The 23,757-nt window shown below is 62.9% G+C and carries 22 protein-coding genes and 1 pseudogene; 10 read left to right on the forward strand and 13 right to left on the reverse strand.

The window, feature by feature from the left end; translation table 11 throughout:
• The 9 genes from ACW5W7_RS09950 to nudF all read right to left on the reverse strand — a co-directional run bounded on the left by ACW5W7_RS09950 (window position 1) and on the right by nudF (window position 4,857).
• Window positions 1-867, reverse strand: coding sequence for an efflux RND transporter periplasmic adaptor subunit (locus ACW5W7_RS09950; RefSeq protein ID WP_456501578.1), 867 nt, complete (start codon window positions 865-867; stop codon window positions 1-3).
• The gene (locus ACW5W7_RS09955) at window positions 860-1,081 is read right to left on the reverse strand and encodes a DUF1656 domain-containing protein (RefSeq protein ID WP_349919863.1); all 222 of its coding nucleotides are present in this window, start codon (window positions 1,079-1,081) and stop codon (window positions 860-862) included. Before ACW5W7_RS09955 ends, ACW5W7_RS09950 begins: the two co-directional genes overlap by 8 nt.
• 109 nt (window positions 1,082-1,190) lie before the next feature.
• The gene (locus ACW5W7_RS09960; protein ID WP_456501579.1) at window positions 1,191-1,592 is read right to left on the reverse strand and encodes a GFA family protein; all 402 of its coding nucleotides are present in this window, start codon (window positions 1,590-1,592) and stop codon (window positions 1,191-1,193) included.
• 32 nt (window positions 1,593-1,624) lie between these two features.
• A complete protein-coding gene (locus ACW5W7_RS09965) occupies window positions 1,625-2,248 on the reverse strand; it encodes an NUDIX hydrolase (protein WP_456501580.1) in 624 nt (207 codons plus the stop codon).
• Window positions 2,249-2,250: 2 nt separating this feature from the next.
• On the reverse strand, window positions 2,251-2,838 hold the full coding sequence (locus ACW5W7_RS09970) for a YqiA/YcfP family alpha/beta fold hydrolase (RefSeq protein ID WP_456501581.1): 588 nt from the start codon (window positions 2,836-2,838) through the stop codon (window positions 2,251-2,253).
• On the reverse strand, window positions 2,835-3,005 hold the full coding sequence (locus ACW5W7_RS09975; protein WP_456501582.1) for a YqiA/YcfP family alpha/beta fold hydrolase: 171 nt from the start codon (window positions 3,003-3,005) through the stop codon (window positions 2,835-2,837). Before ACW5W7_RS09975 ends, ACW5W7_RS09970 begins: the two co-directional genes overlap by 4 nt.
• A complete protein-coding gene (gene cpdA, locus ACW5W7_RS09980) occupies window positions 2,929-3,747 on the reverse strand; it encodes a 3',5'-cyclic-AMP phosphodiesterase (RefSeq protein WP_456501583.1) in 819 nt (272 codons plus the stop codon). Before cpdA ends, ACW5W7_RS09975 begins: the two co-directional genes overlap by 77 nt.
• Before the next feature lie 26 nt (window positions 3,748-3,773).
• Window positions 3,774-4,214: a DUF1249 domain-containing protein gene (locus ACW5W7_RS09985; RefSeq protein WP_456501584.1), complete on the reverse strand. Its 441-nt coding sequence runs from the start codon at window positions 4,212-4,214 to the stop codon at window positions 3,774-3,776.
• 1 nt (window position 4,215) lies between these two features.
• Window positions 4,216-4,857, reverse strand: a complete 642-nt coding sequence (gene nudF, locus ACW5W7_RS09990) for an ADP-ribose diphosphatase (protein WP_456501585.1) — start codon at window positions 4,855-4,857, stop codon at window positions 4,216-4,218.
• Between the two features lie 312 nt (window positions 4,858-5,169).
• Here nudF and tolC point away from each other — a divergent pair, with 312 nt between their 5' ends.
• Window positions 5,170-6,495 carry an outer membrane channel protein TolC gene (gene tolC / locus ACW5W7_RS09995; protein ID WP_349919873.1) on the forward strand — a complete coding sequence of 442 codons (1,326 nt, stop codon included), beginning with the start codon at window positions 5,170-5,172 and terminating at the stop codon, window positions 6,493-6,495.
• Between the two features lie 125 nt (window positions 6,496-6,620).
• Here tolC and hldE read toward each other — a convergent pair whose 3' ends face one another.
• A complete protein-coding gene (hldE, locus tag ACW5W7_RS10000; RefSeq protein WP_434664457.1) occupies window positions 6,621-8,048 on the reverse strand; it encodes a bifunctional D-glycero-beta-D-manno-heptose-7-phosphate kinase/D-glycero-beta-D-manno-heptose 1-phosphate adenylyltransferase HldE in 1,428 nt (475 codons plus the stop codon).
• A 269-nt stretch (window positions 8,049-8,317) separates the two neighbouring features.
• Between hldE and lpxL the strand changes: the two genes are divergently transcribed.
• Entirely contained in the window at window positions 8,318-9,241 is a 924-nt protein-coding gene (gene lpxL, locus ACW5W7_RS10005) for an LpxL/LpxP family Kdo(2)-lipid IV(A) lauroyl/palmitoleoyl acyltransferase (protein ID WP_456501586.1), read from the forward strand.
• A gap of 77 nt (window positions 9,242-9,318) precedes the next feature.
• Here lpxL and ACW5W7_RS10010 read toward each other — a convergent pair whose 3' ends face one another.
• From ACW5W7_RS10010 to ACW5W7_RS10020, 3 genes are all read right to left on the reverse strand, one after another.
• Complete coding sequence (locus ACW5W7_RS10010) at window positions 9,319-11,295, reverse strand: bifunctional 2',3'-cyclic-nucleotide 2'-phosphodiesterase/3'-nucleotidase (RefSeq protein WP_456501629.1); 1,977 nt, start codon at window positions 11,293-11,295, stop codon at window positions 9,319-9,321.
• Window positions 11,296-11,422: 127 nt separating this feature from the next.
• Complete coding sequence (gene lysE / locus ACW5W7_RS10015) at window positions 11,423-12,043, reverse strand: L-lysine exporter (protein ID WP_349919878.1); 621 nt, start codon at window positions 12,041-12,043, stop codon at window positions 11,423-11,425.
• Window positions 12,044-12,379: 336 nt separating this feature from the next.
• Window positions 12,380-13,159, reverse strand: coding sequence for a LuxR family transcriptional regulator (locus tag ACW5W7_RS10020; protein WP_349919880.1), 780 nt, complete (start codon window positions 13,157-13,159; stop codon window positions 12,380-12,382).
• Window positions 13,160-13,223: 64 nt separating this feature from the next.
• On the opposite strand from ACW5W7_RS10020, the gene ACW5W7_RS10025 reads away from it, so the two are divergent.
• From ACW5W7_RS10025 to ACW5W7_RS10060, 8 genes and pseudogenes are all read left to right on the forward strand, one after another.
• A complete protein-coding gene (locus ACW5W7_RS10025; RefSeq protein ID WP_349919881.1) occupies window positions 13,224-13,850 on the forward strand; it encodes an acyl-homoserine-lactone synthase in 627 nt (208 codons plus the stop codon).
• A gap of 288 nt (window positions 13,851-14,138) precedes the next feature.
• Window positions 14,139-15,038, forward strand: a complete 900-nt coding sequence (locus ACW5W7_RS10030) for a LysR family transcriptional regulator ArgP (RefSeq protein WP_456501587.1) — start codon at window positions 14,139-14,141, stop codon at window positions 15,036-15,038.
• Between the two features lie 86 nt (window positions 15,039-15,124).
• Complete coding sequence (locus ACW5W7_RS10035) at window positions 15,125-17,143, forward strand: exoribonuclease II (protein WP_456501588.1); 2,019 nt, start codon at window positions 15,125-15,127, stop codon at window positions 17,141-17,143.
• Window positions 17,144-17,733: 590 nt separating this feature from the next.
• A complete protein-coding gene (locus tag ACW5W7_RS10040; RefSeq protein ID WP_456501589.1) occupies window positions 17,734-19,662 on the forward strand; it encodes a PTS mannitol transporter subunit IICBA in 1,929 nt (642 codons plus the stop codon).
• Window positions 19,663-19,696: 34 nt separating this feature from the next.
• Entirely contained in the window at window positions 19,697-20,839 is a 1,143-nt protein-coding gene (locus ACW5W7_RS10045) for a mannitol-1-phosphate 5-dehydrogenase (RefSeq protein ID WP_456501590.1), read from the forward strand.
• Between the two features lie 111 nt (window positions 20,840-20,950).
• Window positions 20,951-21,472 carry an MltR family transcriptional regulator gene (locus ACW5W7_RS10050; RefSeq protein ID WP_438551599.1) on the forward strand — a complete coding sequence of 174 codons (522 nt, stop codon included), beginning with the start codon at window positions 20,951-20,953 and terminating at the stop codon, window positions 21,470-21,472.
• A gap of 22 nt (window positions 21,473-21,494) precedes the next feature.
• Window positions 21,495-23,407, forward strand: a pseudogene (locus tag ACW5W7_RS10055) (cation:proton antiporter).
• Between the two features lie 98 nt (window positions 23,408-23,505).
• The gene (locus tag ACW5W7_RS10060; RefSeq protein ID WP_349919891.1) at window positions 23,506-23,754 is read left to right on the forward strand and encodes a hypothetical protein; all 249 of its coding nucleotides are present in this window, start codon (window positions 23,506-23,508) and stop codon (window positions 23,752-23,754) included.
• Window positions 23,755-23,757: the final 3 nt, after the last annotated feature.

Consider the following 23,757-nt stretch of genomic DNA (forward strand, 5'->3'; position numbering starts at 1 on the left):
TTACCCTCCTATGGTGATGGTGCAGGTGGTGCCCGCGATGAGCGCCAGACCGGACGGCACCTCCAGCAAGCGGATGCGCACCGGCACCCGCTGGGCCAGCCTCACCCAGGGCACGTTCGGTTTGACATCGAGCAGCAGGCTGTCGCTCCCCTCCACGCTCTGATCGTGAATGGCGCGCCCTATGCTCTCCACCTCTCCCTTGAGCGCCTGTTCACCGCTGTAGAGCACGATCTGCGCCGGTTTGCCCGGCTGGATGTGCCTGAGCTTGGTCTCCTCGAAGTAGCCCTGCACATAGAAGGAGTGGATGTCCACCAGGGCCACCAGGGGCACACCGGCGCTGGCATAGTTGCCGACCCGGGTCTGCAGGTTGGTGATGTAGCCATCGCTCGAGGCCTTGATGGTGGTCTGGGTGAGGGACCATCTGGCCTGCTCCAGATCCGCCTCGGCCACCTGATAGGCCGCCCGCATCGCCTGGGCGTTGAGCCGCGCCTCATCCACTGCCTCGGCGGAGATGACGGTACGAGACAGGCTCTGGCGACGGTTCGCCTCGTGTTCGGCCTTGTCGAGATCCGACTTGGCCTTGGCGAGCGCCGCACTGGCGTTGTCCAGGGCGATGCGGTAAGGCACGGGATCCAGGTTGAACAATACCTCCCCCGCCTTCACCAACTGGTTGTCCCGCACCGGGATGCTGACGATCTTGCCCGACACCTCGGGGGTGATGCTGACCAGCTCGGCCCGCACCTTGCCATCCCGGGTCCAGGGCCCCTGCATGTAGTAGTTCCACAGCCACCAGCCCGCCGCCAGCGCCAGGGCGCACACCAGCAGGGTGGAGAAGTATTTGAGGGTCGCGAGGGGAGATTTAGCCATGAAGCAGGATCCAGAACGCGCCGCTGACGGCGAGGATGAAGAGGGAGAGATCCATCAGCAGGGGGTGCCATACCTCGCCGCCGTAGAGCCAGTCCCGCAGCAGATGATGAACCGGCAACCAGCCCAGCAGACCGAGCAACACCGCCTTGAACAGGGGCGGCAGATAGAGCGAGGCGCCCAGAATGAGATCGGGCAGGGCTGAGGCGATCGGCAATGGCGGCTCCCTGTGGATGGAGAAAGAGCGGAGAAAACCCGCCTTGGGCAGGCCAACCAAGGGTAACACAGCCCCCGGAGGCGCTACAGAAGCAGATGAAGCCTTCTTGTCAGCCCTTTCTGTCCGCCGGATGGTTGACCCCGTCTCGCACGGGCACGTCACCGAGATCAAACGGATTGACCCCCTCGAGACAGGCGAGATTGTAACCGTACTCGGCCGGGTTGGGGCGACGCTGATGATGGGTGTAGATGCCGCAGACGCCGCAGAAGTAGTGCTTGGCGGTGCGGGTATTGAACTGGTAGCAGCGCAGCACCGCTTCCCCCTGCAGGATGCGTATGCCCGCGAGCGGCACCGACGCGACGATGGCCCCTCGCCGCCGACAGAGGGAGCAGTCGCAGCGGCGGGGATCCACCACTCCGTCCGGCAGGCTGAGATCCAGCACCAACGCCCCGCAGTGACAGCTGGCCCTGTGTTTATCCTGAATGAGGGTGTTGCCGATTTGCTTGATCATGGGGCCTCCTTGCCAGCCGATGTCACAAAGCGTCAGTCGAACAGTGTCTCCACTCGCCCCTCTCGCACCTGCCCATGCAGGCTGTGCAGTTGGCTCTCCACCACCCGGTGGCGGGAGAGCTCGGGTAGCTGGTCGATGGGGAAGTAGCCTGCGCCCTGGGTCTCGTCGGTCTGGGTCAGCAGCTCGCCCCCCGTCACCTCGCACAGGAAGAAGGCCTTGTGGGCGTGGGGCAGTTGGGGCGGATGGGGATGTTTGTGCTTGTCGAACAGCGCCAGCAGCCGTGTGGCATGGCACGCAAGACCCGTCTCCTCCTGCACTTCCCGCACCACAGCCTCTGCGGGGGAATCGCCGATATCGCACCAGCCCCCCGGCAGGGTCCAGCAGCCGTCGCTGCATTCCTGCACCAGCAAGATGTGGCCGACCTCATTCACGATGAAGGCTCGCACATCCAGCTTGGGGGTGGGGTAGCCGCTGTCCAGTGCAATCCAGTGGGCGATGGCCGCGGGATCCAGCTCGCTCTGGCTGGCGATGAGGGTCGCCGCGGCGTTTCGCAGCGCCTCGAAGCGGCCGATGTCGAAGGGATCCTTGGAGTAGGTGAGCCCGGCCTGGGCCGTGGCCAGCACCTGTTCGAGAAAGGCGGCCAACGGCGCTTGCATGGCTAGAGCCCGAGGAAGCGAATGATCTGGGCGGGATAGCGCTCGAAGCCGACGAAGGCGTGGTTGCCGCCGCACTCCAGGGAGAGGCGGGCGAAGCGGTACTCCTCCAGCGCCTTGCGATAGTCGAGCACCTCATCCTCCTGCTGTTGCAGGATCCAGAGCCGCTCGGGGGCGCTCACCCTCACCGCCAGCGCACGCAGTTCGTCCATGTGGGCTGGCAGCAGCTCATAGCGCTCATCGGTGTAGGGGTTGGTCTGGGGACCGAGATAGTCTTGCAGGAGCTCGTGGGGACGCACCGCCGGGTTGATGAGCGCGGCGCGGCAGCCATGCAGCTCACTCACTCTGGTCGCCATGAAGCCACCGAGGGAGCTGCCCACGGCACCGAGTCGCAGTCCGTCACCATGGCGAGCCTTGAGGGTCGCTATCTGCTGCTCGATGGCTGCCCAGGCCGCCGCCGGGGTATTGGGCTGGGCCGGGATGATCACCTCGATATCCGGCCTGTGCGCCGCCACCCAGGCCGCCATCTGCTGTGCCTTGGCGGATCCCGGCGACGAATTGAAGCCGTGCAGATAGAGCAGGACTGATTTCATGCCGGCTCCCTCATTAACTGTGCCTTGGCGGATCCCGGCGACGAATTGAAGCCATGCAGGTAGAGCAGGACCGATTTCATGCCGTCCCCCTCAGTAACCGGTGGCATTGGGGTCGGGCACAAACTGCCCCATGGGCAGGCGCCAGACCTGGCTGTCGAGCCGGCCATCCGGATACAGGGTCAGGTAACGCCAGCCCGGGCCGGACTCGTCCAGCGCGAAGCCATCTGACAGGGGCTTGAACTGGATGCAGGTGGAGGGGCTGGCGATGAGCCGCACCCCGCGGTGCATTTCGTCAAACTCCTGGTGGACGTGGCCAAACAAGATGGTCTTCTGCTGGGGGTGGCGGGCCAGCACGGCGAACAGCTCGTCGGCGTTCTTGAGGTTGTGCTGATCCAGCCAGGCACAGCCCACGGGCACCGCCTGATGGTGCAGGGCGATGAGGGCGTGGCGGTCGGGATGCTGGCGCAATGCGCTGTCCAGGGCTGCCAGCTGGTGATCCCCGAGCAGGCCGTGGGGTTTGCCGCGCACCTGGGTGTCGAGCAGTATGATCTGCCAGTGATCCCCCACCAGCTGCTTGGCCTCGCTGATCCCGGCGGCATGCAACTGCTCCGTCATCAGCGGGCCGTCGTCATGATTGCCGGGCAGCCAGTAGATGGGGCGAGCCAGGGGCGCCATCATGGAGGCAAAACGCTGATAGGACTCGGGGCTGTGATCCTGGGAGAGATCCCCGGTCGCGAGCACCAGGTCGAACGGATGTGCATTGTCCTTCACCCGTGCCAGCACGGCATCCAGACTCTCGGCGGTGCGTACGGCCAGCAGCCGTCCTTCGGCACTGGCGAAAAGATGGGTATCGGTAATCTGTAACAGACGCACGTTTCCGTCCGGCGCCTGAGGTAGCTCTGTTTCCAAAATCACGCTTCTTTTTATGAGTTCAACTAGAGGATGTTAATCAAGCTGGTGCCATGTTTGAGACAAAACTTCAGCCATTCGGCCAGAAACAGATTTACCTGCTCCTTTTCATCCCTGTGGTGCATTTTTTGATTGGGATAATCATAACGTGGTTGCAACATTGAAATCTGTTGCGCGGCACACACTTCCGCCATGCGCACATCATGATACAAACGAATCTCGATACGAGCCTGCAAGTAGCCCGGCAGCTCGGGATTATCCTGGGTCAGGATCACCTGGCTGGTGAAACGGCTGTCATCGCTGACGGTCAACCTGAACTGCAGGCCGTTTCCCACCTGATAACGGCGCTCGTCCCCCACGGCACCACCCGGCGGCAGCAGCTTCATCAGGGCCATGTAGTTCACCTCGCAGGTACGCTGCAAGGACATCAGGTCAGGTACATGCCGCTTGGCGAGGAGTACGGACATCTCAGCGCCCCGCCAGCCAGCGCGTCTGCAGTTCACCATGATTGAGCGCCAACCATTGCAGGGCGATGACGGAGGCCGCGTTGTCGATGCGCCCCTCTTTCAGCCAGGCGTAGGCCTGCTCGCGGCTGACCACGTGCACCCGGATGTCTTCCCCCTCTTCCGCCAGACCGTGGATCCCGGTGGCCTGACTGGCGTCCACTTCCCCCACATAGACCTCGATCCGCTCGGTGCTGCCCCCGGGGCTCACCAGATAGCTGATGGCATGCTCGCAGCGCCCCACCTCGAGGCCCGCCTCTTCCACTGCCTCCCGGCGCACCACGGCCTCCGGGGTCTCCCCTTCGTCGATGATGCCGGCTACCAGTTCCAGCAGCCAGGGGGTGCTGCCTGTCTCCATGGCACCGATGCGGAACTGCTCCACCAGCACTATCTGGTCGCGCACCGGATCATAGGGCAGCAAGGCCGCGGCATGGCCCCGCTCGAACAGCTCGCGGACGATGGGCTCGTTCCAGCCACCGGCAAATAATCTGTGCTGCAGGCGATAGACGCTCACCTTGAAGAATCCGTTATATCCGGATGATTTTTCGATGATTTTCACATCACTACCCGAGTAGTGACGGGTTTGTGGCAAGGCTTGCTGCGACATACGACACTCCTGCCAGCTTGACTTGGCGAGGTTTGACCATAATATTCGAGAACATGAATGAACGTTCATTCACTCATTCTCGCTGGCGATAGGGGATGGATTTTAGCAGCCACAGGGTATTTGGCTAGGCACGCAGCCCAGAAAATCCCCCCGAAACCTTGACATTACCGCTGCTGGAAAAGAGACAGTTCGCATTCAAATTTGCTTATAGTAGAGTGGTTAAGCTGAAATCAAGCTTGCTCGGTGACAATCTCTCCTCCCTCTTCATCCAGCGGACAGCTTTGGGTTGATACATAAGGTCAAAACTATCATATGAAAAGAACACTCTTGTCAGTCATGGTGATGCTGGGTGTGAGCAGCGCTGCTCATGCCGAAAACCTGCTCGATATTTACCAACAGGCCCAGGTCAAGGATACCCAGCTGCTGGAGTCCAAAGCGAGACGAGACCAGGCCTTCGAGAAGATCAATGAATCCCGCGCAGCCCTGTTGCCACAGATCAACCTGGGTGCCGGTCTGAACTATCTGCAGAACAAGAACGACACCCAGACCAACACCGGAGCCAACGGTTCCCTCACCCTGGATCAATCCATCTATCGCCGCAGCAACTGGGTCAATCTGGATCTCACCGAGAAGAGCGCCACCCAATCCGACGTGGGCTACAACCTCGAAATTCAAAACCTGATGCTGCGCACCTCCCAGGCTTACTTCGACGTGTTGAAGGCCATGGACACCCTGGAATTTGTACGCGCCAACAAGGTCGCGGTCGAGCGTCAGCTCGAACAGACCCAGCAGCGCTTCGAAGTGGGCCTGACCGCCATCACCGACGTGCATGAAGCCGAGGCCGAGCGCGATCAGGCGCTGGCAGACGAGATCAATGCCGAGAACACCCTGGACAACAGCTACGAGAGCCTGCGTGAGCTGACCGGCATCGATCACCGCCAGCTGGATGTGCTGAACACCGATCGCTTCGCTCCGCAGAAGACGCCGTTCAACTCCGACAAGTGGCTGGAGCTGGCGCTGGACAAGAACCTGGAACTGCACAGTGCCCGCATCGGCAAGGACATCGCCAAGGAGCAGATCGATCTGGCCAAGACCGGTCATGAACCGACTCTGGATCTGGGCGCCGGTCTCAGCGCCGGTTACAACGACTACAAGGACGAGATCCGCAACCCCGAGAGCAACAGCAATCAGGGCAACGTGGGCTTGACCTTCAATCTGCCGCTCTATACCGGCGGGGCCACCACCTCCCAGGTCAAACAGGCGCAGTTCAACTACGTGGCCGCCAGCGAGCAGCTCGAGCGCAGCTTCCGTTCGGTACAGAGCACCGTGCGCTCTTCCTACAACAACGTGAACGCCAGCATCGGCTCGGTCCGCGCCTACAGCCAGTCCGTCATCTCCGCCGACAGTGCCTTGAAGGCGACCGAAGCCGGTTACGAAGTGGGGACCCGCACCATAGTCGACGTGCTGGACTCCACCCGCAAGCTGTACGAAGCCAAACAGAAGCTCTCCGAGGCGCGCTACAACTACATCCTCAGCATCCTCTCCCTCAAGCAGGCCGCCGGTACGCTGGAGCAGAAGGATCTGGAAGACGTGAACCAGGGCCTGATGCCCGCCCCTCAGGTCACCAAGAAGTCCTGATCCGGTTTCACGCCATGCAAAAGGCGACCATAAGGTCGCCTTTTTGTTGCCTGCCCCCTTCATCAGGGCGGACGGATACCGTCAAAAAACCCGGCCTCGGCCGGGTTTTTCATGACATATCAACCTTAGCCGCGTTCGCGAATGGTCTTGATTATGTCGCTGGTGGAGCAGCCGTCCTCGAAGTTCAGCACTCGCACCTCGCCGCCGTTGGCGGTCACTTCGGCGTAGCCGGCAATCTCTTCGGGCTTGTAGTCACCGCCCTTGACCAGCAGATCCGGCAGGATCTCGGCGATCAGCCGCTGGGGAGTGTCTTCGCCAAAGGGCACGACCCAGTCCACGGCACCGAGTGCCGCCAGCACCGTCATGCGGCGCTCGGTCGGGTTGACCGGGCGACCCGGTCCCTTCAGGCGACGCACCGAGTCATCGGTATTGACCGCGACGATCAGGCGATCCCCGAGCTTGCCGGCGTTGGCCAGGTAGGAGACATGACCCGCATGCAGGATGTCGAAGCAGCCGTTGGTCATCACCACCTTCTCGCCCCGCAGGCGGGCAGCCTGCACGGCCACCTTCAACTGGGCCTCGGACATGACGCCGAAGCCGGTTTCGTGCTCGGTGTAGAGCGCATTGGCGAGCTCGACCGGGCTGACGGTGGAGGTACCCAGCTTGCCGACCACGATGCCGGCGGCGGTGTTGGCCAGGGCACAGGCCTCGTCCAGACTCTTGCCGGCGGCAAGGGAGGTCGCCAGGGTGGAGATGACGGTATCGCCGGCACCGGTCACGTCATAGACCTCGTGCGCCTGGGCAGGCAGGTGCAGCTCGGGCTGACCTTCGCGGATCAGGGTCATGCCGTTCTCGGAGCGCGTCACCAGCAGGGCCGCCAGCTCGAAGCGCTTGACCAGCTCCAGCCCCTTGGCGACCAGCTCGGCCTCGTTCTTCACCTTGCCCACCACGGCCTCGAATTCGGACATGTTGGGGGTCAGCAGGGTGGCACCACGGTATTTCTCGAAATCCGTCCCCTTGGGGTCCACCAGCACGGGGATGCCGGCGGCGCGGGCACGGGCAATCATGCCGGGTACGTCGTTCAGGGCGCCCTTGCCATAGTCGGAGAGGATCATCACGTCCGCCTGGGGCAGCGCCTGCTCGACCTTGTTCATCAACAGGGAGGCGTCCACGTCGTGGAAGGCCTCTTCGAAGTCCAGACGCAGCAGTTGCTGGTTGCGCGACAGCACCCGCAGCTTGGTAATGGTCGGATAGTCCGCCAGACGAACGAAATCACAGGCGACCTTGACCCCGGCCATCTGGCTCGCCAGGGCGTCGGCCGGCTCATCCTGACCGGTCAGTCCCAGCAGCACGGCATGGGCACCGAGCGCGGCCGAGTTCAGGGCCACGTTGGCGGCGCCACCCGGGCGCTCCTCGATGTGTTCGACCTTGACCACGGGCACCGGCGCCTCGGGGGAGATCCGGCCGGTGGGGCCGTGCCAATAGCGGTCCAACATGACATCGCCAACGACCAGGACGCGGGCTTTTTCAAACTCGGGCAGGGTGATCTTCATCTGTATCGGCTCTCAAAACCTGAAAAATTCAGTCCCGGATTTTATCACACTCTTTTCCCTGGCGTGAAAAAAGCGCGGTAACCCCAGTGATGGCGGCCCTTTCCCGTCGCTTGACCCCTCTGACCAGATGCGGCGATTCGCACCCGCCCCCCCTTTTCGGATAGAATCCTCAGATTGCGCTTAACACCGTTCGCACGGGGCCAGTGCCGCGAGGCCCTCTCCCTCATGCGGCCTCCCGCTGATTTGCGATTGAGAACAAGAGACTCTTCATGGCCCAAGAACACGCTCCCCGCCTCGAACCCCGTCTGTTCCATCCCCGTTATTGGGGCAGCTGGCTCGGCCTCAGTCTGCTCTGGCTGCTGGTGCTGCTGCCCTGGCGCAGCCAGATGTGGCTGGGCCGCCAGCTCGGTACCCTGGCTCGCAAGATATTGAAATCTCGCGTCAAGATCGCGCGCCGCAATCTGGAGCTGGCCATGCCCGAGCTCAGCCGGGATCAGCGCGAAGCCCTGCTGGTGCAAAACTTCGAGAGTGTGGGCTGCGCCATCTTCGAGGTGGGCATCGCCTGGTTCTGGCCGGACTGGCGGATGCGCCGCCTGATGAAGGTGGAAGGGGAAGAGCACGTCATCGACGCCGCCCGACAGGGTCAGGGCATGCTGCTGCTCTCCTGCCACTTCCTGACGCTGGAACTCAACGCCCGCTGCTTCGGTCTGGTGCGACCGGGGGTCGGCGTCTACCGCCCCAACACCAATCCCGTGCTGGAGTATGCCCAGTACCATGGACGCTGCGCCTCCAACAAGTATCTGGTGGGCCGGCTGAACGTGAAGGGGATGATCAAGGCCCTGCGCAACGGGGATGCCCTCTGGTACGCGCCGGATCACGACTACGGCGCCCACGCCAGCGTGTTCGTGCCCTACTTCGCGGTGGAGCAGGCCGCCACCATCACCGGCACCGCCACCCTGGCCCGGGTCAAGAACACCGTCACCCTGCCCTGCTACAACATCCGTACCCAGGACGGCTACACCCTGCACATCGGGGCGCCCCTGGCGGATTATCCGAGCGGTGATGACGTGGCCGATGCCGCCCGCGCCAACCGGGAGATTGAAGCCGCCGTGCGCCGCGCGCCCGAGCAGTACATGTGGCTGCACCGCCGCTTCAAGACCCGCCCCAATCCGGAGGATGCTGGGTTCTACTAAGCCCTCCCTGCCCTCTGCTCCAAATGAAAAAGCCCTCGCACTGCGAGGGCTTTTTGTTATCCGTCAGGAAGGTGCTATCAGCGAACCAACCGGTAGATGGCGTAACCCGGATGTTTGGCATCACTCATCGGCAGGGTGGACTGATAGCTCAAGTCTGCCCCCGCCAGGGCCTTGGCCTCATCCCGTGGCGAAGAGTAGAGCCGCACGTCCACGCCCGCAGGCAGTGCCTTCATGTACCAGTTGTCGTTGGCCGCCGGGCTGAAGCCGGACGGGTTGTCCGCGGACTGGGACTTCAGATACTGGGCGATGATCTCCCGCGTCTCGAAGGGATCCTCGTGGACGATGTTGCTGCCATCGATCCCCGGGAAGTGTCCGCCGCCGCTGGCACGGTAGTTGTTGGTCACCACGTAGAACTTCTGGGCCGGATCCAGGGGCTGGCCGTTGAAGGTCAGGCCGCTGATGCGTTGACCATCGCTCACCTTGGCGCCGTCCTTGTTGTAGCGGGCGGGCTGGGTGATATCCACCTCGTAGCTGACCCCGTCGATGACGTCGAAGTTGTAGGTGGGGAAGTTCTCGTTCACCAGCCACTGCACGCCCGTGTTGCTGGCGTCTATCTGGTTGAACTGGCCGGCGCTCATCTCCAGCCACTCCTTGACGGTAGCGCCGTTCACCTCCACCACCTGCAGGGTATTCGGGTAGATGTAGAGGTCGGAGACGTTGCGCAGGGAGATATTGCCCTGGGCCACATAGGTGAAGTCATTGATGCCGTTGCGACCACCGCGGAAGGGGGCCGCCACCGAGAGGATGGGATAAGACTCCTTGAGCAAGCCGTCTTTTTGCAACTGCTCGGCATGCTGGCGCTGGGCGTCGCTCACCAGTTGAACGGACGGATCATCCTGTACCAGGGCGAAGAAGCTGTGGATGGGGGAGGTGATCTTGCCGAGCGGCTCGTCCAGCCAGAGGTTGGTGGCATCGTGATCCGCCTGCACCAGGTCCACCACCCGCTGATCCACGGCGCTGCCTTCGCTGGAATCGATCTTGCGCAGGCTGGCCTGGCTCTGCTTGACCTGCCACTTGCCATCCACCTGCTCCAGCTTGAGATCGATGATGCCGAGGTGATTGCCCCAGTAGCCGGGCATGACGGTGGGGATGCCGCTCAGGGTGCCGGCCTGGTTGTCCACCTCCGGCAAGTCCGGGAAGTCGCCGGGGAAGTTCTTGTGGGCATGGCCCAGCATCAGGGCGTCGATGCCCTTCACCTTGGCCAGGTGCCAGGCGGAGTTCTCCATCATGGCCTCGTAGCTGCTGGCGTTGATGCCGGTGTGGGCGACCACCACCACGATGTCGGCCCCCTTGGCGCGCAGCTCCGGCACGTAATGGTTGGCGGTTTCCACCATGTCGGCCACCACGACCTTGCCCTCCAGGTGGCGCTTGTCCCACTGCAACACCTGGGGCGGGGTCAGGCCGAGGATGCCGACCTTGACGGTTTGCGGCTGGCCCTTGTCATCCGTCACCTTGCGCTCCAGCAGCAGGTAGGGGGTGAACTTGTTGCCGCTCCAGTCAATCTGCCCCTTGGCGTCGCGCTTGAAGGCCCCAGCCTCGAACACGTTGGCATTCACGTAGGGGAACTTGGCTCCCGCCAGCACCTTGCCGAGGTAGTCCAGCCCGTAGTTGAACTCGTGGTTGCCGAGGTTGCCGGCGTCATAGCCGAGCTCGTTCATGGCCTTGAACACCGGGTGAGCCTGCTTGTCGAGGTAGCCGGCACCGGATTGCTCGAAGATGTAGTCAGCCAGCGGCGTGCCCTGAATGAGATCGCCGTTGTCGAGCAGCAGGTTGTTGGGGTTCTCGGCGCGGGCGGCCCGGATCAGCAGAGCCGTGCGGGAGAGGCCGAATTTGCGATCCTCCTTGTTCTGGTAGTAGTCATAGCCCAGCACGTTGGAGTGGATATCGGAGGTCTGGATGAGGCGCAGGGAGACGGCTCCCGGTTGCGCCTCGCTGTCGTTGTCGCTGCTACAGGCAGACAACAGCACGATGGCGGCAATAGCCCCCAGTTTCATGGTTTTATTCACTGTCTATTCCCTTTTTTTATGAGTGACGCTTTACCAGCGACGGGAATTTAACAGACGAATATGTCAGCAGATGAAGCCGGGACTCATTTTTATGAGGCCCGGCACAAAAATAGCCTTATGACGCCATCAGGGCCCCGAACGCCAACTTGGCTGCCAGCACCAGCATGATGATACCGACAATAATATCAATGGCTTGCTGCACTTTCCCCCGTGCGAGCCAGGGTGAAAGTGCCGCCGCCCCGAACGCCAGGCTGTAGAACCAGACCAGGGAGGCCAGCATGGCCCCGGCCGCGAAGGCGGGCCTGAGATCCTCGGCGAACTGGCTGCCGAAGGAGCCGAGCAGCATCAGGGTATCCAGGTAGACGTGGGGGTTGAGCAGGGTCACCCCCAGGGTCATGGCCAGCACGCTCTTGATCCCCATCAGTTGGGGAGAATCCGCCAGCGCCCCGCCCTGCCCGCGCCAGGCGCTGCGCAGGGATCGCACGCCGAACCAGCCGAGGAAGATCACCCCGCCCCAGGTCAGCAGCGCCAGCCCGATGGGGCTGGCCGCCAGCAGATTGGCACCGCCGAACACCCCGATGCCGATCAGCACGAGATCGCACAGGCAGCAGAGGGTGGCCGTCAGCAGGTGATGGTTGCGGTGGATGCCCCGGCTCAGCACGAAGGCATTCTGGGCGCCGATGGGAATGATCATGGCGAGGCCGAGGGTAAAGCCTTGCAGGGTAGTGGCAAACATAGGGGGTACGTCCAGTGAAGAGATGGACGGCACTATAGAGCCTGCCTCTTCATCAGAGAAATTCATTCATTTGCTGATGCATTAGCCGTTCTGATGACAGAAGCGGTTTGCCATTCCTCCTCCCCTGTCAATAGCAGGATCTGACAATTGTCCCTCCCCCTCCCCGACCCGAGAATCGTCAGGGTTATTTCCCCGGGCACGGCAAAACGCCGGCCAGACGGGGAGAGACGCAATCCGGCATCCCGCGACGACAAGGATCTTGGCACTGTGATCGGGAGAGGAGGAAGTGAGTTCCATGAGAAGCCCAGCGACAGCTTGTTGTCGCCAGGCCCGGGATCATTGCAGCAGCGAGGGATAGTTGGTGATCACGACCTGTTCCAGGTTGGGCAGCAGAATGCCGCTGCTCACCCCCTTGGCGATGGCCTGGTAGCGATTCATGGAGCCGGTCTTGCGGGTCACCTGATTGAGGTGGTAGTTCACGGTGCGCTCGGTGATGCCGAGGATGCAGGCGATCTCGCTCGAGGTCTTGCCTTCGCTGGCCCAGAACAGGCACTCGGTCTCCCGCTCGGTCAGCGCCTCCTGCTCCTCCTCCAGCATGCTCTTGCGCACGATCCGGATCGCCGCCTCGAAGATGTAGTTGGACATCCAGGAGAGGATGGGCGAGGACTCCAGCAGCAGATCGCTCGAGGCCCGCTCCCGGGTGATGAAGGAGAGAATGCCGTTCTCCCCCGCCGCCCCGTGCAACGGGAAGGAGATGCCGTTGCGCAGGCCGAACTCCGCCGCCAGCCCCATCACATCCATGCTGCCCTCTTGCAGGAAGCGCGCCTTCTCGTCCAGCCGGTTCCAGTAGATGGGCAGGGTCTGCTTGCGGGCGAGCTGAATGATGGGATCACAGGAGAGCATGTGGTTGGCCGTGTAGGCCTGCACCCAGGAGTCGGGGCACTGGTTGAACAGCACCACCTTGGGCCTTTGCATGGACATGGGCAGGATGAGCGCAAAACGATAGTAGTCGTAACCCATTCCCAGGGTGAAGCGGCCGATCAGTTCGGCCAGCCGATTGCCATCGGTCACCAGTGTGAAATGTTCCAGATACTCAAGCAGTTGGTCGCGTGTCATTAGGCTAGCCCCCCTAGACAAGGCTTTGGATTATAGCGCCGAAACATGAAATGGAGAGACATGAATGCTTGTTTTCAAAGGAAAAATAAAAGAACACCCCAAATGGGAGGTCGAAAACGAGCTCTATCGCTTTCGCAAGCGAGTCTTCTCCGATCGGCTCGGCTGGGATGTGGAAGCCCACAAGGGGCTGGAGCGGGACAGTTTTGACAAACCGGACACCCACTGGGTGCTGATCGAAGACGAACAAGGGCTGTGCGGCTGCATCCGGCTGCTCAGTTGCGCCCAGGATTACATGCTGCCCAGCATCTTCCCCTGCGCCCTCGCCGGCGAGATGGCTCCCCGCGGCCCGGAGGTCTGGGAGCTGACCCGGCTCGCCGTCGACGCCAGCCGGGCTCCCCAGCTCGACAACGGCATCAGCGAGCTGACCTGCGTCATCTTCCGCGAGGTCTATGCCTTCGCCAGAGAGCAGGGGATCCGGGAGCTGGTCGCCGTGGTCAGCCTGCCGGTGGAGCGCATCTTCCGCCGCCTCGGCCTGCCCATCGAGCGTCTGGGCCACCGCCAGGCCGTGGATCTCGGGGCGGTGCGCGGGGTCGGCATCCGCTTCCTGCTGGACGAGCGCTTCGAGCGCGCCGTCAACCGGCCGCTGCGGGGCCGCTACAGCCGGGCCGGCGAGTTGCTCGGCACCCCCTGAATCCACTCAGTCCACCCCATGCGGCCGGCCCTCCGGCTCTCGCCATAAAAAAGTCCCGGGACTGTGCCCGGGACCAAAACTCTCGCTATGGCCCGTTTCCACCCCATGCAAAAACGGACCGAATGAGTATCCAATGAATCTCACCCATCCGCTACTGTCACTTATCACAGTGGCCGACCTGCACCTTCCCGGCAGCCGGGATGCCACCAGAGCCCGCTTCGCCAGGTTGCCAACCCCGCGCTTTCAGTAGCATATTTACTGATATTGAAACTTTCATAAGGAATGCTGATGAAGGCACTGGACTACAAGCTGCTGCTGGCGCTGGACGCCGTGATGGAGGAGCAGAATTTCGAACGGGCCGCCCAGCGCCTGCACCTCACCCAGTCCGCCATCTCCCAGCGCATCAAGCAGTTGGAGCAGCAATTCGCCGAGCCGCTGATCATCCGCAGCCAACCCCTGCGGGCCACCGAGCTCGGCCAGAAGTTGCTGGCCCACTACCGTCAGGTGCGCCAGCTGGAGCTGGAGTTGGCGGGGGAGCTCTCCCCCGAGGAACCCCAGGCACCGGTGCGGGTCAGCATCGCCATCAACGCCGACAGCCTGGCCACCTGGTTCCTGCCCGCCCTCGGCCCGCTGCTTGAGCAGCATCCCATCGAGCTGAACCTGCTGGTGGATGACGAGAGCCGCACCCTCGACAAGGTGCGCGAGGGCCAGGCATTCGGCGCCGTCAGCCTGCAGCCCCAGCCGCTCGCCGGTTGCTGTGTCGACGAGCTCGGCGAGATGCGCTACCTGCTCACCGCCAGTCCCGCCTTCGTCGCCCGCCATTTCCCGCACGGCCTCACCGCCGCCGCGCTCGCCAAGGCGCCGGCGGTGGCCTTCGATCAGCGCGACGACATGCACGTGAGTTTCGTGGCCCGCAACTTCGACCTGAAACCCGGCGGCTACCCCTGTCACACGGTGCGCTCCTCCGAGGCCTTCGTCGCCATGGCCGAGCAGGGACTGGCCTGCTGTCTCATCCCCGAGCTGCAGATCCGTCGCCAGCTGGCGGAGGGCAGCCTGCTCGATCTCTGTCCGGATCTGCACCTGGTGGAGCGGCTCTACTGGCATCGCTGGGTGCTGGAGCGGGGGCTGCACAAACAGGTCTCCCAGCGCCTGATCGTGCAGGGTCGCCGGGCACTGCAACCCCGCTGACGCGGCCATTCACCTTGGCTTTGGGGGGGTAAAAACGTATAGTGCTGGGCGATTCTTCATCGGTTTCCACCTCAGGTTCCTCACTTATGTTTCAAGACAATCCGCTGCTGGCCCAGCTCAAGCAACAAATCCGCGAGAACATCCCCAAGAAAGAGGGTGTGATCCGCGCCTCCGATCGAGGCTTCGGCTTCCTGGAGGTCGATGAGAAGACCAGCTATTTCGTGCCCCCTCCCTACATGAAGAAGGTGATGCACGGTGACCGGGTGAGCGCCCTGATCCGGACCGAGAAAGAGAAGGAAGTGGCCGAGCCGGACGCCTTGCTGGAGCAGGCGGTGACCCGCTTCGTCGGCCGCGTGAAGATGTTCCGCGATCGCCTCAACGTGGTGCCGGATCACCCCCTCATCAAGGACGCCATCAAGGCCCGCGCCAAGAAGGGTCTGGACGAGAAGTCCTTCAAGGAAGGGGACTGGGTGGTGGCGACCCTCAAGCGCCACGCCCTGATGGACGGCAACTTCTCCGCCGAAATCACCCAGCTCATCGCCGACAAAGACGATCACAACGTGCCCTGGTGGGTGGTGCTGGCGCGCCACAATCTGGCCCAGATTGAACCGGCCGACCTGCCGGAGTGGAAGGTGATCGAGGAGGAAGAGCTGCCCCGCACCGACCTGACCTCTACCCCCTTCTTCACCATCGACGGCGCCAAGACCAAGGACATGGATGACGCCCTGGCTATCCGCAAGCTGGACAACGGCTGGGAACTGCTGGTGGCCATCGCCGATCCGACCGCCTATGTGGCCGAGGGCAGCGAGCTGGATCTGGAAGCGGCCAAGCGCGCCTTCACCGTCTACATGCCGGGCCGCAACGTGCCCATGATCCCGCGCACCCTCTCAGACGAGCTCTGCTCCTTGAAAGAGGGCGAGGAGCGCAACACCCTGTGTGCCCGCCTGCTCATCGCCGAGGATGGCCTGCTGCTGGAGGAGACCGAATTCTTCGCCGCCCGCATCAACTCCCACGCCCGCCTCTCCTATGACGACGTCTCCGACTGGGCCGAGCACGGCAAAGCGCTGGATATCGACGCCGGGGTGCTGGCCCAGCTGCCGCTGATGAAGGCCATGACCGAGGCGCGCATCAAGTGGCGCACCGAGCACGCCCTGGTGTTCCCGGACCGCCCCGACTACGACTTCGAGCTGGGTGAAAACGGCGAGGTGCTGGCCATCCACGTGGAGCCGCGCCGCATCGCCAACCGCATGGTGGAAGAGTCGATGATCGCCGCCAACATCTGCGCCGGCCGCGTGCTCGGCAAGCAGGTGGGTTACGGCATCTTCAACGTCCACACCGGTTTTGACGAGGAGTCCCTCGACGGTGCCATCGAGCTGCTCAAGACCGCCGAGGCGCCGTTCGAGAAGGAAGAGATCGCCAGCCTGTCCGGCTTCTGCGCCCTGCGCCGCTGGATAGACAACCTGGATACCCGCTGGCTGGACGGCAAGATCCGCCGCTTCCAGAGCTATGCGCTGATGTCCTCCGAGCCGGGTGCCCACTACGGCCTGGGGCTCGACGCCTATGCCACCTGGACCTCCCCCATCCGCAAGTACGGCGACATGGTCAACCATCGCCTGCTGAAAGCCGTCATCGCCGGCAAGGCTCCGGGCCCGCGCCCGAGTACCGAGCTGACCGAGCACCTGACCGCCTGCCGCCGCCTGCACCGCATGGTGGAGCGCGACATCGGCGACTGGCTCTATGTCCGCTACCTGATGTCTGCCGCCGGCACCGATCAGGTGTTCAACGCCGAGATCATCGACGTGATGCGCGCCGGCCTCAAGCTGCGCCTGCAGGAGAATGGCGCCGTGGTCTTCATGCCCGCCCGCCACATCCTGGACAACAAGGACAGGCTGGAGTGCAACTGGGACAACGGCCGCGTCTACCTGGACAAGACAGAGGTGGTCTATGAGCTCGGCCAGGTCATCGAGGTCAAGCTGAGCGAAGCGGTGGAAGAGACCCGCTCCCTCATCGCCAAGCCGGCGGTGGCGCTGGTGCCGGGCCCGGCGCCGGTCGCCCCGGCCGCCGATGTCGAGACGCCGGCCGATCCGGCTCCCCAGGCGGAGTAAGCTCTCCCCTTTCAAAAGGCCCGCCCCGTGCGGGCCTTTTTCATGGCGGTGCACGGGCCGATCACCACTCATCCCCACCCCGTGTCCTTTCCCGATCCTTCCCCCTCAGGCTTACTACAGACGAAACTCTGCTCCCCTCCCTCTCTCTGCCTGAAAGTGGGCAACAAATCAGAGTGATTCATCGCTCAGTTAGCCCATTGCATGGCAGATCCATCGCTGCCACCCCCGGATGCAGGCTCAGCGACTGAGCCCCAATTGGAATCAAATTCACATTTTGTGACAAAAATCACATTGACAGCCACTCGCGGCAGACATGAAAACGAGAGGTAAATCACGGTAAAACATCGTTCGCAGCAGAAAAGAACAAAAAGCAGCCAAAAAACAGTTCTAAATCGTGATTTGGATCACTCATGAGGGAGGGGGGAGGGAGGTGTATTTGAGAGGCAAGTCACAAGATGCCCCGTTTTCAGCCTAATTTGATCGCAAGCTGGTAGATTGAAGTTGCTTAGACGACCCGGATGGGGGGTTCGGCAAAACCCACCACTCCGACTACCACTCTTAATCAAACAGGCTTAAAACGGGGTCCCGACATGTTATCACCGGATACCAAAGTCAAGATACAGAATTTTGGACGCTTCCTGTCCAATATGGTCATGCCCAACATAGGCGCCTTCATCGCCTGGGGCTTCATTACCGCCCTCTTCATCCCCACTGGCTGGCTGCCCAACGAGACGCTGGCCAAGCTGGTCGGCCCCATGATCACCTACCTGCTGCCGCTGCTCATCGGCTACACCGGCGGCAAGCTGATCGGCGGTGAACGGGGCGCCGTGGTCGGTGCCATCACCACCATGGGGGTCATCGTCGGCACCGACATCCCCATGTTCATGGGTGCCATGATGGTCGGCCCTCTCGGTGGCTGGGCCATCAAGCGCTTCGACAAGGCGATGGAAGGCCGGGTCAAGAGCGGCTTCGAGATGCTGGTCAACAACTTCTCCGCCGGCATCATCGGCATGTTGTGCGCCATCCTCGCCTTCTTCGTGATCGGTCCCTTCGTCAAGGTGCTCTCCGGCGCCCTGGCTGGCGGTGTCGACTTCCTGGTCGCCCACAGCCTGCTGCCGCTGACCTCCATCTTCGTCGAACCGGCCAAGATCCTGTTCCTGAACAACGCCATCAACCACGGCATCTTCTCGCCGCTCGGCATCCAGCAGGCGACCGAACAGGGCCGTTCCATCTTCTTCCTGATCGAGGCGAACCCGGGCCCGGGCCTCGGCGTGCTGCTGGCCTACATGGTGTTCGGCCGTGGCAATGCCAAGCAATCCGCTGCCGGTGCCTCCATCATTCACTTCTTCGGCGGCATCCACGAGATCTACTTCCCCTACGTGCTGATGAACCCGCGCCTCATCCTGGCGGTGATCGCCGGCGGTATGACCGGTGTCTTCACCCTGACCCTGTTCAACGCGGGCCTGGTCTCTCCGGCCTCCCCCGGCTCCATCTTCGCCGTGCTGCTGATGACGCCCAAAGCCTCCCTCATCGGGGTGCTGCTCTCCATCGTCGCCTCGGCCACCGTCTCCTTCCTGGTCGCCGCCGTCTTCGTGCGTGCCCAGCAACCGGAAGCCGACGAAGCCGATGCCCTGGGTGAAGCCACCCGCAAGATGAAGTCCATGAAGGGTGCCAAGCCAGAAGCCGCGGCGGCCAAGAAGCCCGGTGGTGAACTGATGGCGGTACGCAACATCGTCGTCGCCTGCGATGCGGGCATGGGCTCCAGCGCCATGGGCGCCGGCATGCTGCGCAAGCGGGTAGAGGCCGCCGGCCTCGACATCAGCGTGACCAACCGCGCCATCAACAGCCTGGACGATCAGGTGGATCTGGTCATCACCCACAAGGATCTGACCGACCGTGCCCGCCGCCATGCGCCGCACGCCCAGCACATCTCCCTCAACAACTTCCTCGACAACGCCCTCTATCAGGAGCTGGTACAGAACCTGAGTCTGGCCAGGGCTGCCAACGACGACGTAGCCAACCCGCACCTGCTGGTGGCCGCCAACGACGACAGCTTTGAGCCGCAGAGCACCGAGGTCTTCACCCTGAGCCTGCAGGACGTGCACCTGGGCCTTCAGGCCGACAACAAGGAGGCCGCCATCCTGGCTGCCGGCAAGCTGCTGGCCGAGCGTGGCTACGTGGCCCCGGACTATGTCGACGCCATGCTGGAACGCGAGCAGCTGGTCTCCACCTATCTTGGCGAGTCCATCGCCGTGCCCCACGGCACCATCGCCGCCAAGGAGCACGTGAAGCGCACCGGCATCGTCATCTGCCAGTACCCGGCCGGCGTGCCGTTCGGTGAGTCCGCCGACGAGGTGGCGCGGCTGGTGATCGGTATCGCCGCCCGCAATGACGAACACATTCAGGTAATAACCAAGCTGACCAATGCACTGGATGAACCGGGTCTCATCGACCGGTTGGCCAGCACCCGGGATCCCCAGGAGTTCCTGGATTTACTGGGTGCCGAACACGCCGCATAACTCATCATCGTCTTTGGTTGTAGAGGTTAATATCATGAAAACATTGCATTTTGGTGCCGGCAATATAGGCCGTGGCTTCATCGGTAAACTGCTGGCCGACGCCAGCCACCAGGTCACCTTCGCCGACGTCAACGAGACCCTGATCGATCAGCTCAACCACCGCCAGGAGTACAAGGTGCTGGTGGTGGGCACGGATCAGAAGCTGGATGTGGTACGCAACGTGGCGGCCGTCAGCTCCGCAGGGCAAGAGGTGATCGAACGCATCGTCAGCGCGGATCTGGTGACCACGGCGGTAGGCCCCAACATCCTGGACAAGATTGCCAGCACCCTGGCCAAGGGGCTGCAGGCCCGCTTCGATGCCGGCAACCTGACCCCTCTCAACGTCATCGCCTGCGAAAACATGGTACGCGGCACCAGCCACCTCAAGCAGGAGGTACTCAAGTACCTGCCGGTCGAGTATCATGCCCGGCTCGACGCCTGCATCGGCTTCGTCGACTCGGCGGTGGATCGCATCGTGCCACCCGCCGCGGCCAACGACGATCCCCTTGAGGTGACGGTGGAGAGCTTCAGCGAGTGGATCGTCGACCAGACCCAGTTCAAGGGCGAGCTGCCCAAGGTGGCGGGCATGGAGACGACCGACAACCTGATGGCCTTCGTCGAGCGCAAGCTGTTCACCCTCAATACCGGCCACATCGTCACCGCCTACCTCGGCAAGCTGAGGGGCTACCGGACGGTGCGCGACGCCATCGAGGATCCGCTTATTCGCAGCAAGGTGCGCCGCGCCATGGAGGAGAGCGGTGCTGTGCTGGTACAGCGTTACGGCTTCGATCCGCGGCTCCATGCCGCCTATATCGAGAAGATCCTGGCCCGCTTCGCCAACCCCTATCTGGTGGACGAAATCGACCGGGTGGGCCGTCAGCCACTGCGCAAGCTGGCGGCGGGCGACAGGCTGGTGAAGCCGCTGCTCGGCACCCTGGAATACGGCCTGCCCAATGATCATCTGCAGGAGGGCATAGCGGCGGCGCTGCACTATCGCAATGCCGACGACCCTCAGGCGGTAGAGCTGCAAGCCTTGCTGGCGGAGATCGGCCCGGCCAAGGCCCTGGCACGAGTGACCGGCCTGGATGCAGACAGCGAGATCGTTGCCGCCATCGTCGCCCGCTATCAGACCCTGTGAGGACCCACAGGCGGCATCCTGGCCTACCCATCGCGGGTTGCCAGGGTGCCCCCAAGTTAAAAACCGGGAGAGAGCCTGGCTCTCTCCCAGTCAGCTGGACCCCAAGTACCTATGACCACACACCAGGAAGATGAAGTACTGGAGCGACTGAACGAGCAGGATGGCCCTCGCGGCTTCTTCCTCGAGGTCGTGTCCATCCTGGAAGAGGCGGTCGACTCCCTGATGCGGCGCGCATTCCGCCAGGAGGAGTATGCCGTCAAATACGCCATCGAACCCCTGCTCAACCAGAGCGGTCCCCTCGGCCAGCTGGAGGTGCGCCTCAAGCTCATCTTCGCCCTCGGCCTCATCTCCCTCGAGCACTATCAGGACATCGAGGCCTACATGAAGATCCGCGATTTCCTGGTGCGCGATCCCAAGGATTACCGCTTCAGCGACAAACCCGTTCGCGACCTGCTCGATCGCCTCCATGGCATCAACCAGGCGAGCATGATGCCGCAGGATCCCCCGGCCAACGAGGAAGACTGGCCCCTCTACCAGATGCAGCTGAACCGGCTCGATCAGATGGTGCGCTCGGCCCTGGTGCTGGCGGTGACCGACTGCGTCACCGAACTGCACAAGGAGAGCCCCATCTAGTCGCACCGCACATTCCGCTTCCATTTCCCCCTCCACCGCCCAGGCGCGGGCCACCTCCCCTGTTCCAATCGAATGTCAATTTGCCCCGCTTCCCCGCTACACTACTCCCAGTCCCATTACCTGCCCGAGGTTGGCATGATTGCACTCTCCCTGGCGGGGATCGCCCTGATCTCCCTGTTGGCCCAGTGGCTGGCCTGGTCCCTGCGGGTGCCAGCCATCCTGTTTCTGCTGCTCAGCGGCCTGTTGCTCGGCCCCGTGACGGGGGTGCTCGATCCGGATGCCCTGCTCGGGGATCTGCTGTTCCCGCTGGTCTCCCTGTCGGTGGCCATCATTCTGTTCGAGGGGGCATTGACCCTGCATCTGGCCGAGCTCAAGGGGATTGGCAAGGTGGTGCGCAACCTCTGCTCCGTCGGCATGCTGGCCAGCTTCGCGGTGATAGGCGGCGCCAGCTACTTCCTGCTGGGGCTGGATTGGCGAGTCGCCATGGTACTCGGTGCCGTGCTGGTGGTGACGGGACCGACTGTGGTAGCGCCCATGCTCAACGTGATCCGGCCGGTGCGGGAGGTCGACAAGATCCTGCGCTGGGAGGGGATCGTCATCGATCCCATCGGAGCCCTGTTCGCGGTGCTGGTGTTCGAGGCGGTGCGCCTCGGCAGCCAGAGTGACGTGCTCAGCCATACCCTGCTGGCGCTCGGCAAGACGGTGGGGGTCGGCACCCTGATCGGGGTGGGCGCCGGCTGGCTCACCACCCTGCTCATTCGCAAGGACTGGCTGCCGGTCAGCCTGCATAAGTTCGGCGTGCTGGCGCTGGTGCTGGTCACCTTCACCCTCTCTGACTGGATCAGCCACGAATCCGGCCTGCTGGCGGTCACCGTCTTCGGCATCTGGCTCGCCAATCAGGAGGGGCTGGATCTGGAAGAGGTACTGGAGTTCAAGGAGGAGCTCGCCGTCATCCTCATCTCCTCCCTGTTCATCCTGCTGGCGGCCAGGCTCGATCTGGCACAGCTCTGGCAGCTCGGGCCCATGGTGCTGCTCCTGCTGTGTGTGGTGCAGTTTGTGGCCCGCCCACTCTGTATCCTGGTATCGACCATGGGATCGGATCTTCCCTGGCGTGCCCGCGCCCTGCTCAGCTGGATTGCCCCGCGCGGCATAGTGGCGGCGGCAGTGAGTGCCTCCTTTGCCATCAGCATGCACGAGGCCGGCATTGCAGATGCCGACAAGCTGGTGCCTCTGGTGTTCGCCGTCATCATCTTCACCGTGGTGCTGCAGAGTCTGACCTCTGCCCCCCTCGCCAACCTGCTCGGCATGCGCCAGAGCGCTCCCAATGTCTGGCTGCTGATCGGCGCCAACTCGGTGGCCCGCGCCATCGCCAAGGCGCTGGCGGATCAGGGCATCCCGGTGCAACTGTCGGATCCCGCCTGGGAACACTGCAAGCTGGCCCGCATGAGCAACCTGCCCTGCTACTTCGGCAATCCGCAGTCGGAGCAGGCCGAGTTGCACCTGCCGCTCACCAGCATCAGCACAGTGCTGGCCCTCTCTCCCAACCGCCACAACAACGCCCTCGGCGTGCTGCACTTCGCTCACCTCTATGGGGAGGAGAAGGTCTACTCCCTGCGCTCCAGCGATCAGCACGGCAAGGCGAACCGGGAGAGTGCCACCTTCCGCGCCCGCCAGAATCTGTTCGGAGCCGAAATGAACTTTGCCCGCCTGAGCGGCCTGCTGAGCCGAGGGGGCCAGATCAAGGCAACCCGGCTGCGGGAAGCCTTCGACTGGAACCAGTATCAGGAAGCCAATCCGGGCGCCATACCGCTGTTCCTGCTCGATGCCAAGGGGCAGCCACAGGTGGTCACCGGCCCCATCCAGCCCCAGACTGGCGAGCTGGTGATCGCCCTGCAACCCCCCCGCGACACTCCCGTCCCGGATGCCATCAAGTAATCAGCGCCTGAGAGATGATCCAGGGCTGGCCGGACAGGGCTCCGCCCAGTCCGGGCAACTAGAATGAAGGTGAGTGCCATCGGTCATAGGAGGATGTCATGACGGTCACCGAATTGCGGACATTGCATCAGCAACAGCGTTTCAAGGAGGCGGAGATCCTGCACGATGTCATCTCACCTGGCTGGATCGTGGAATTTCGCGGGCAGGACGGTCGTCTGTACGCGATGACGGACACTCTGGGGTGCCCGGTGAGCTTCGCCTCCGCCGAGGAGGCGCGCGATCATATTCACCGGGTGGCCGATTGTCCGGTGCAGGTCGAGCATCTCTACCACTTCTTCGAACGCTGAGTC

It is taken from the genome of Aeromonas intestinalis (genome assembly GCF_054052485.1).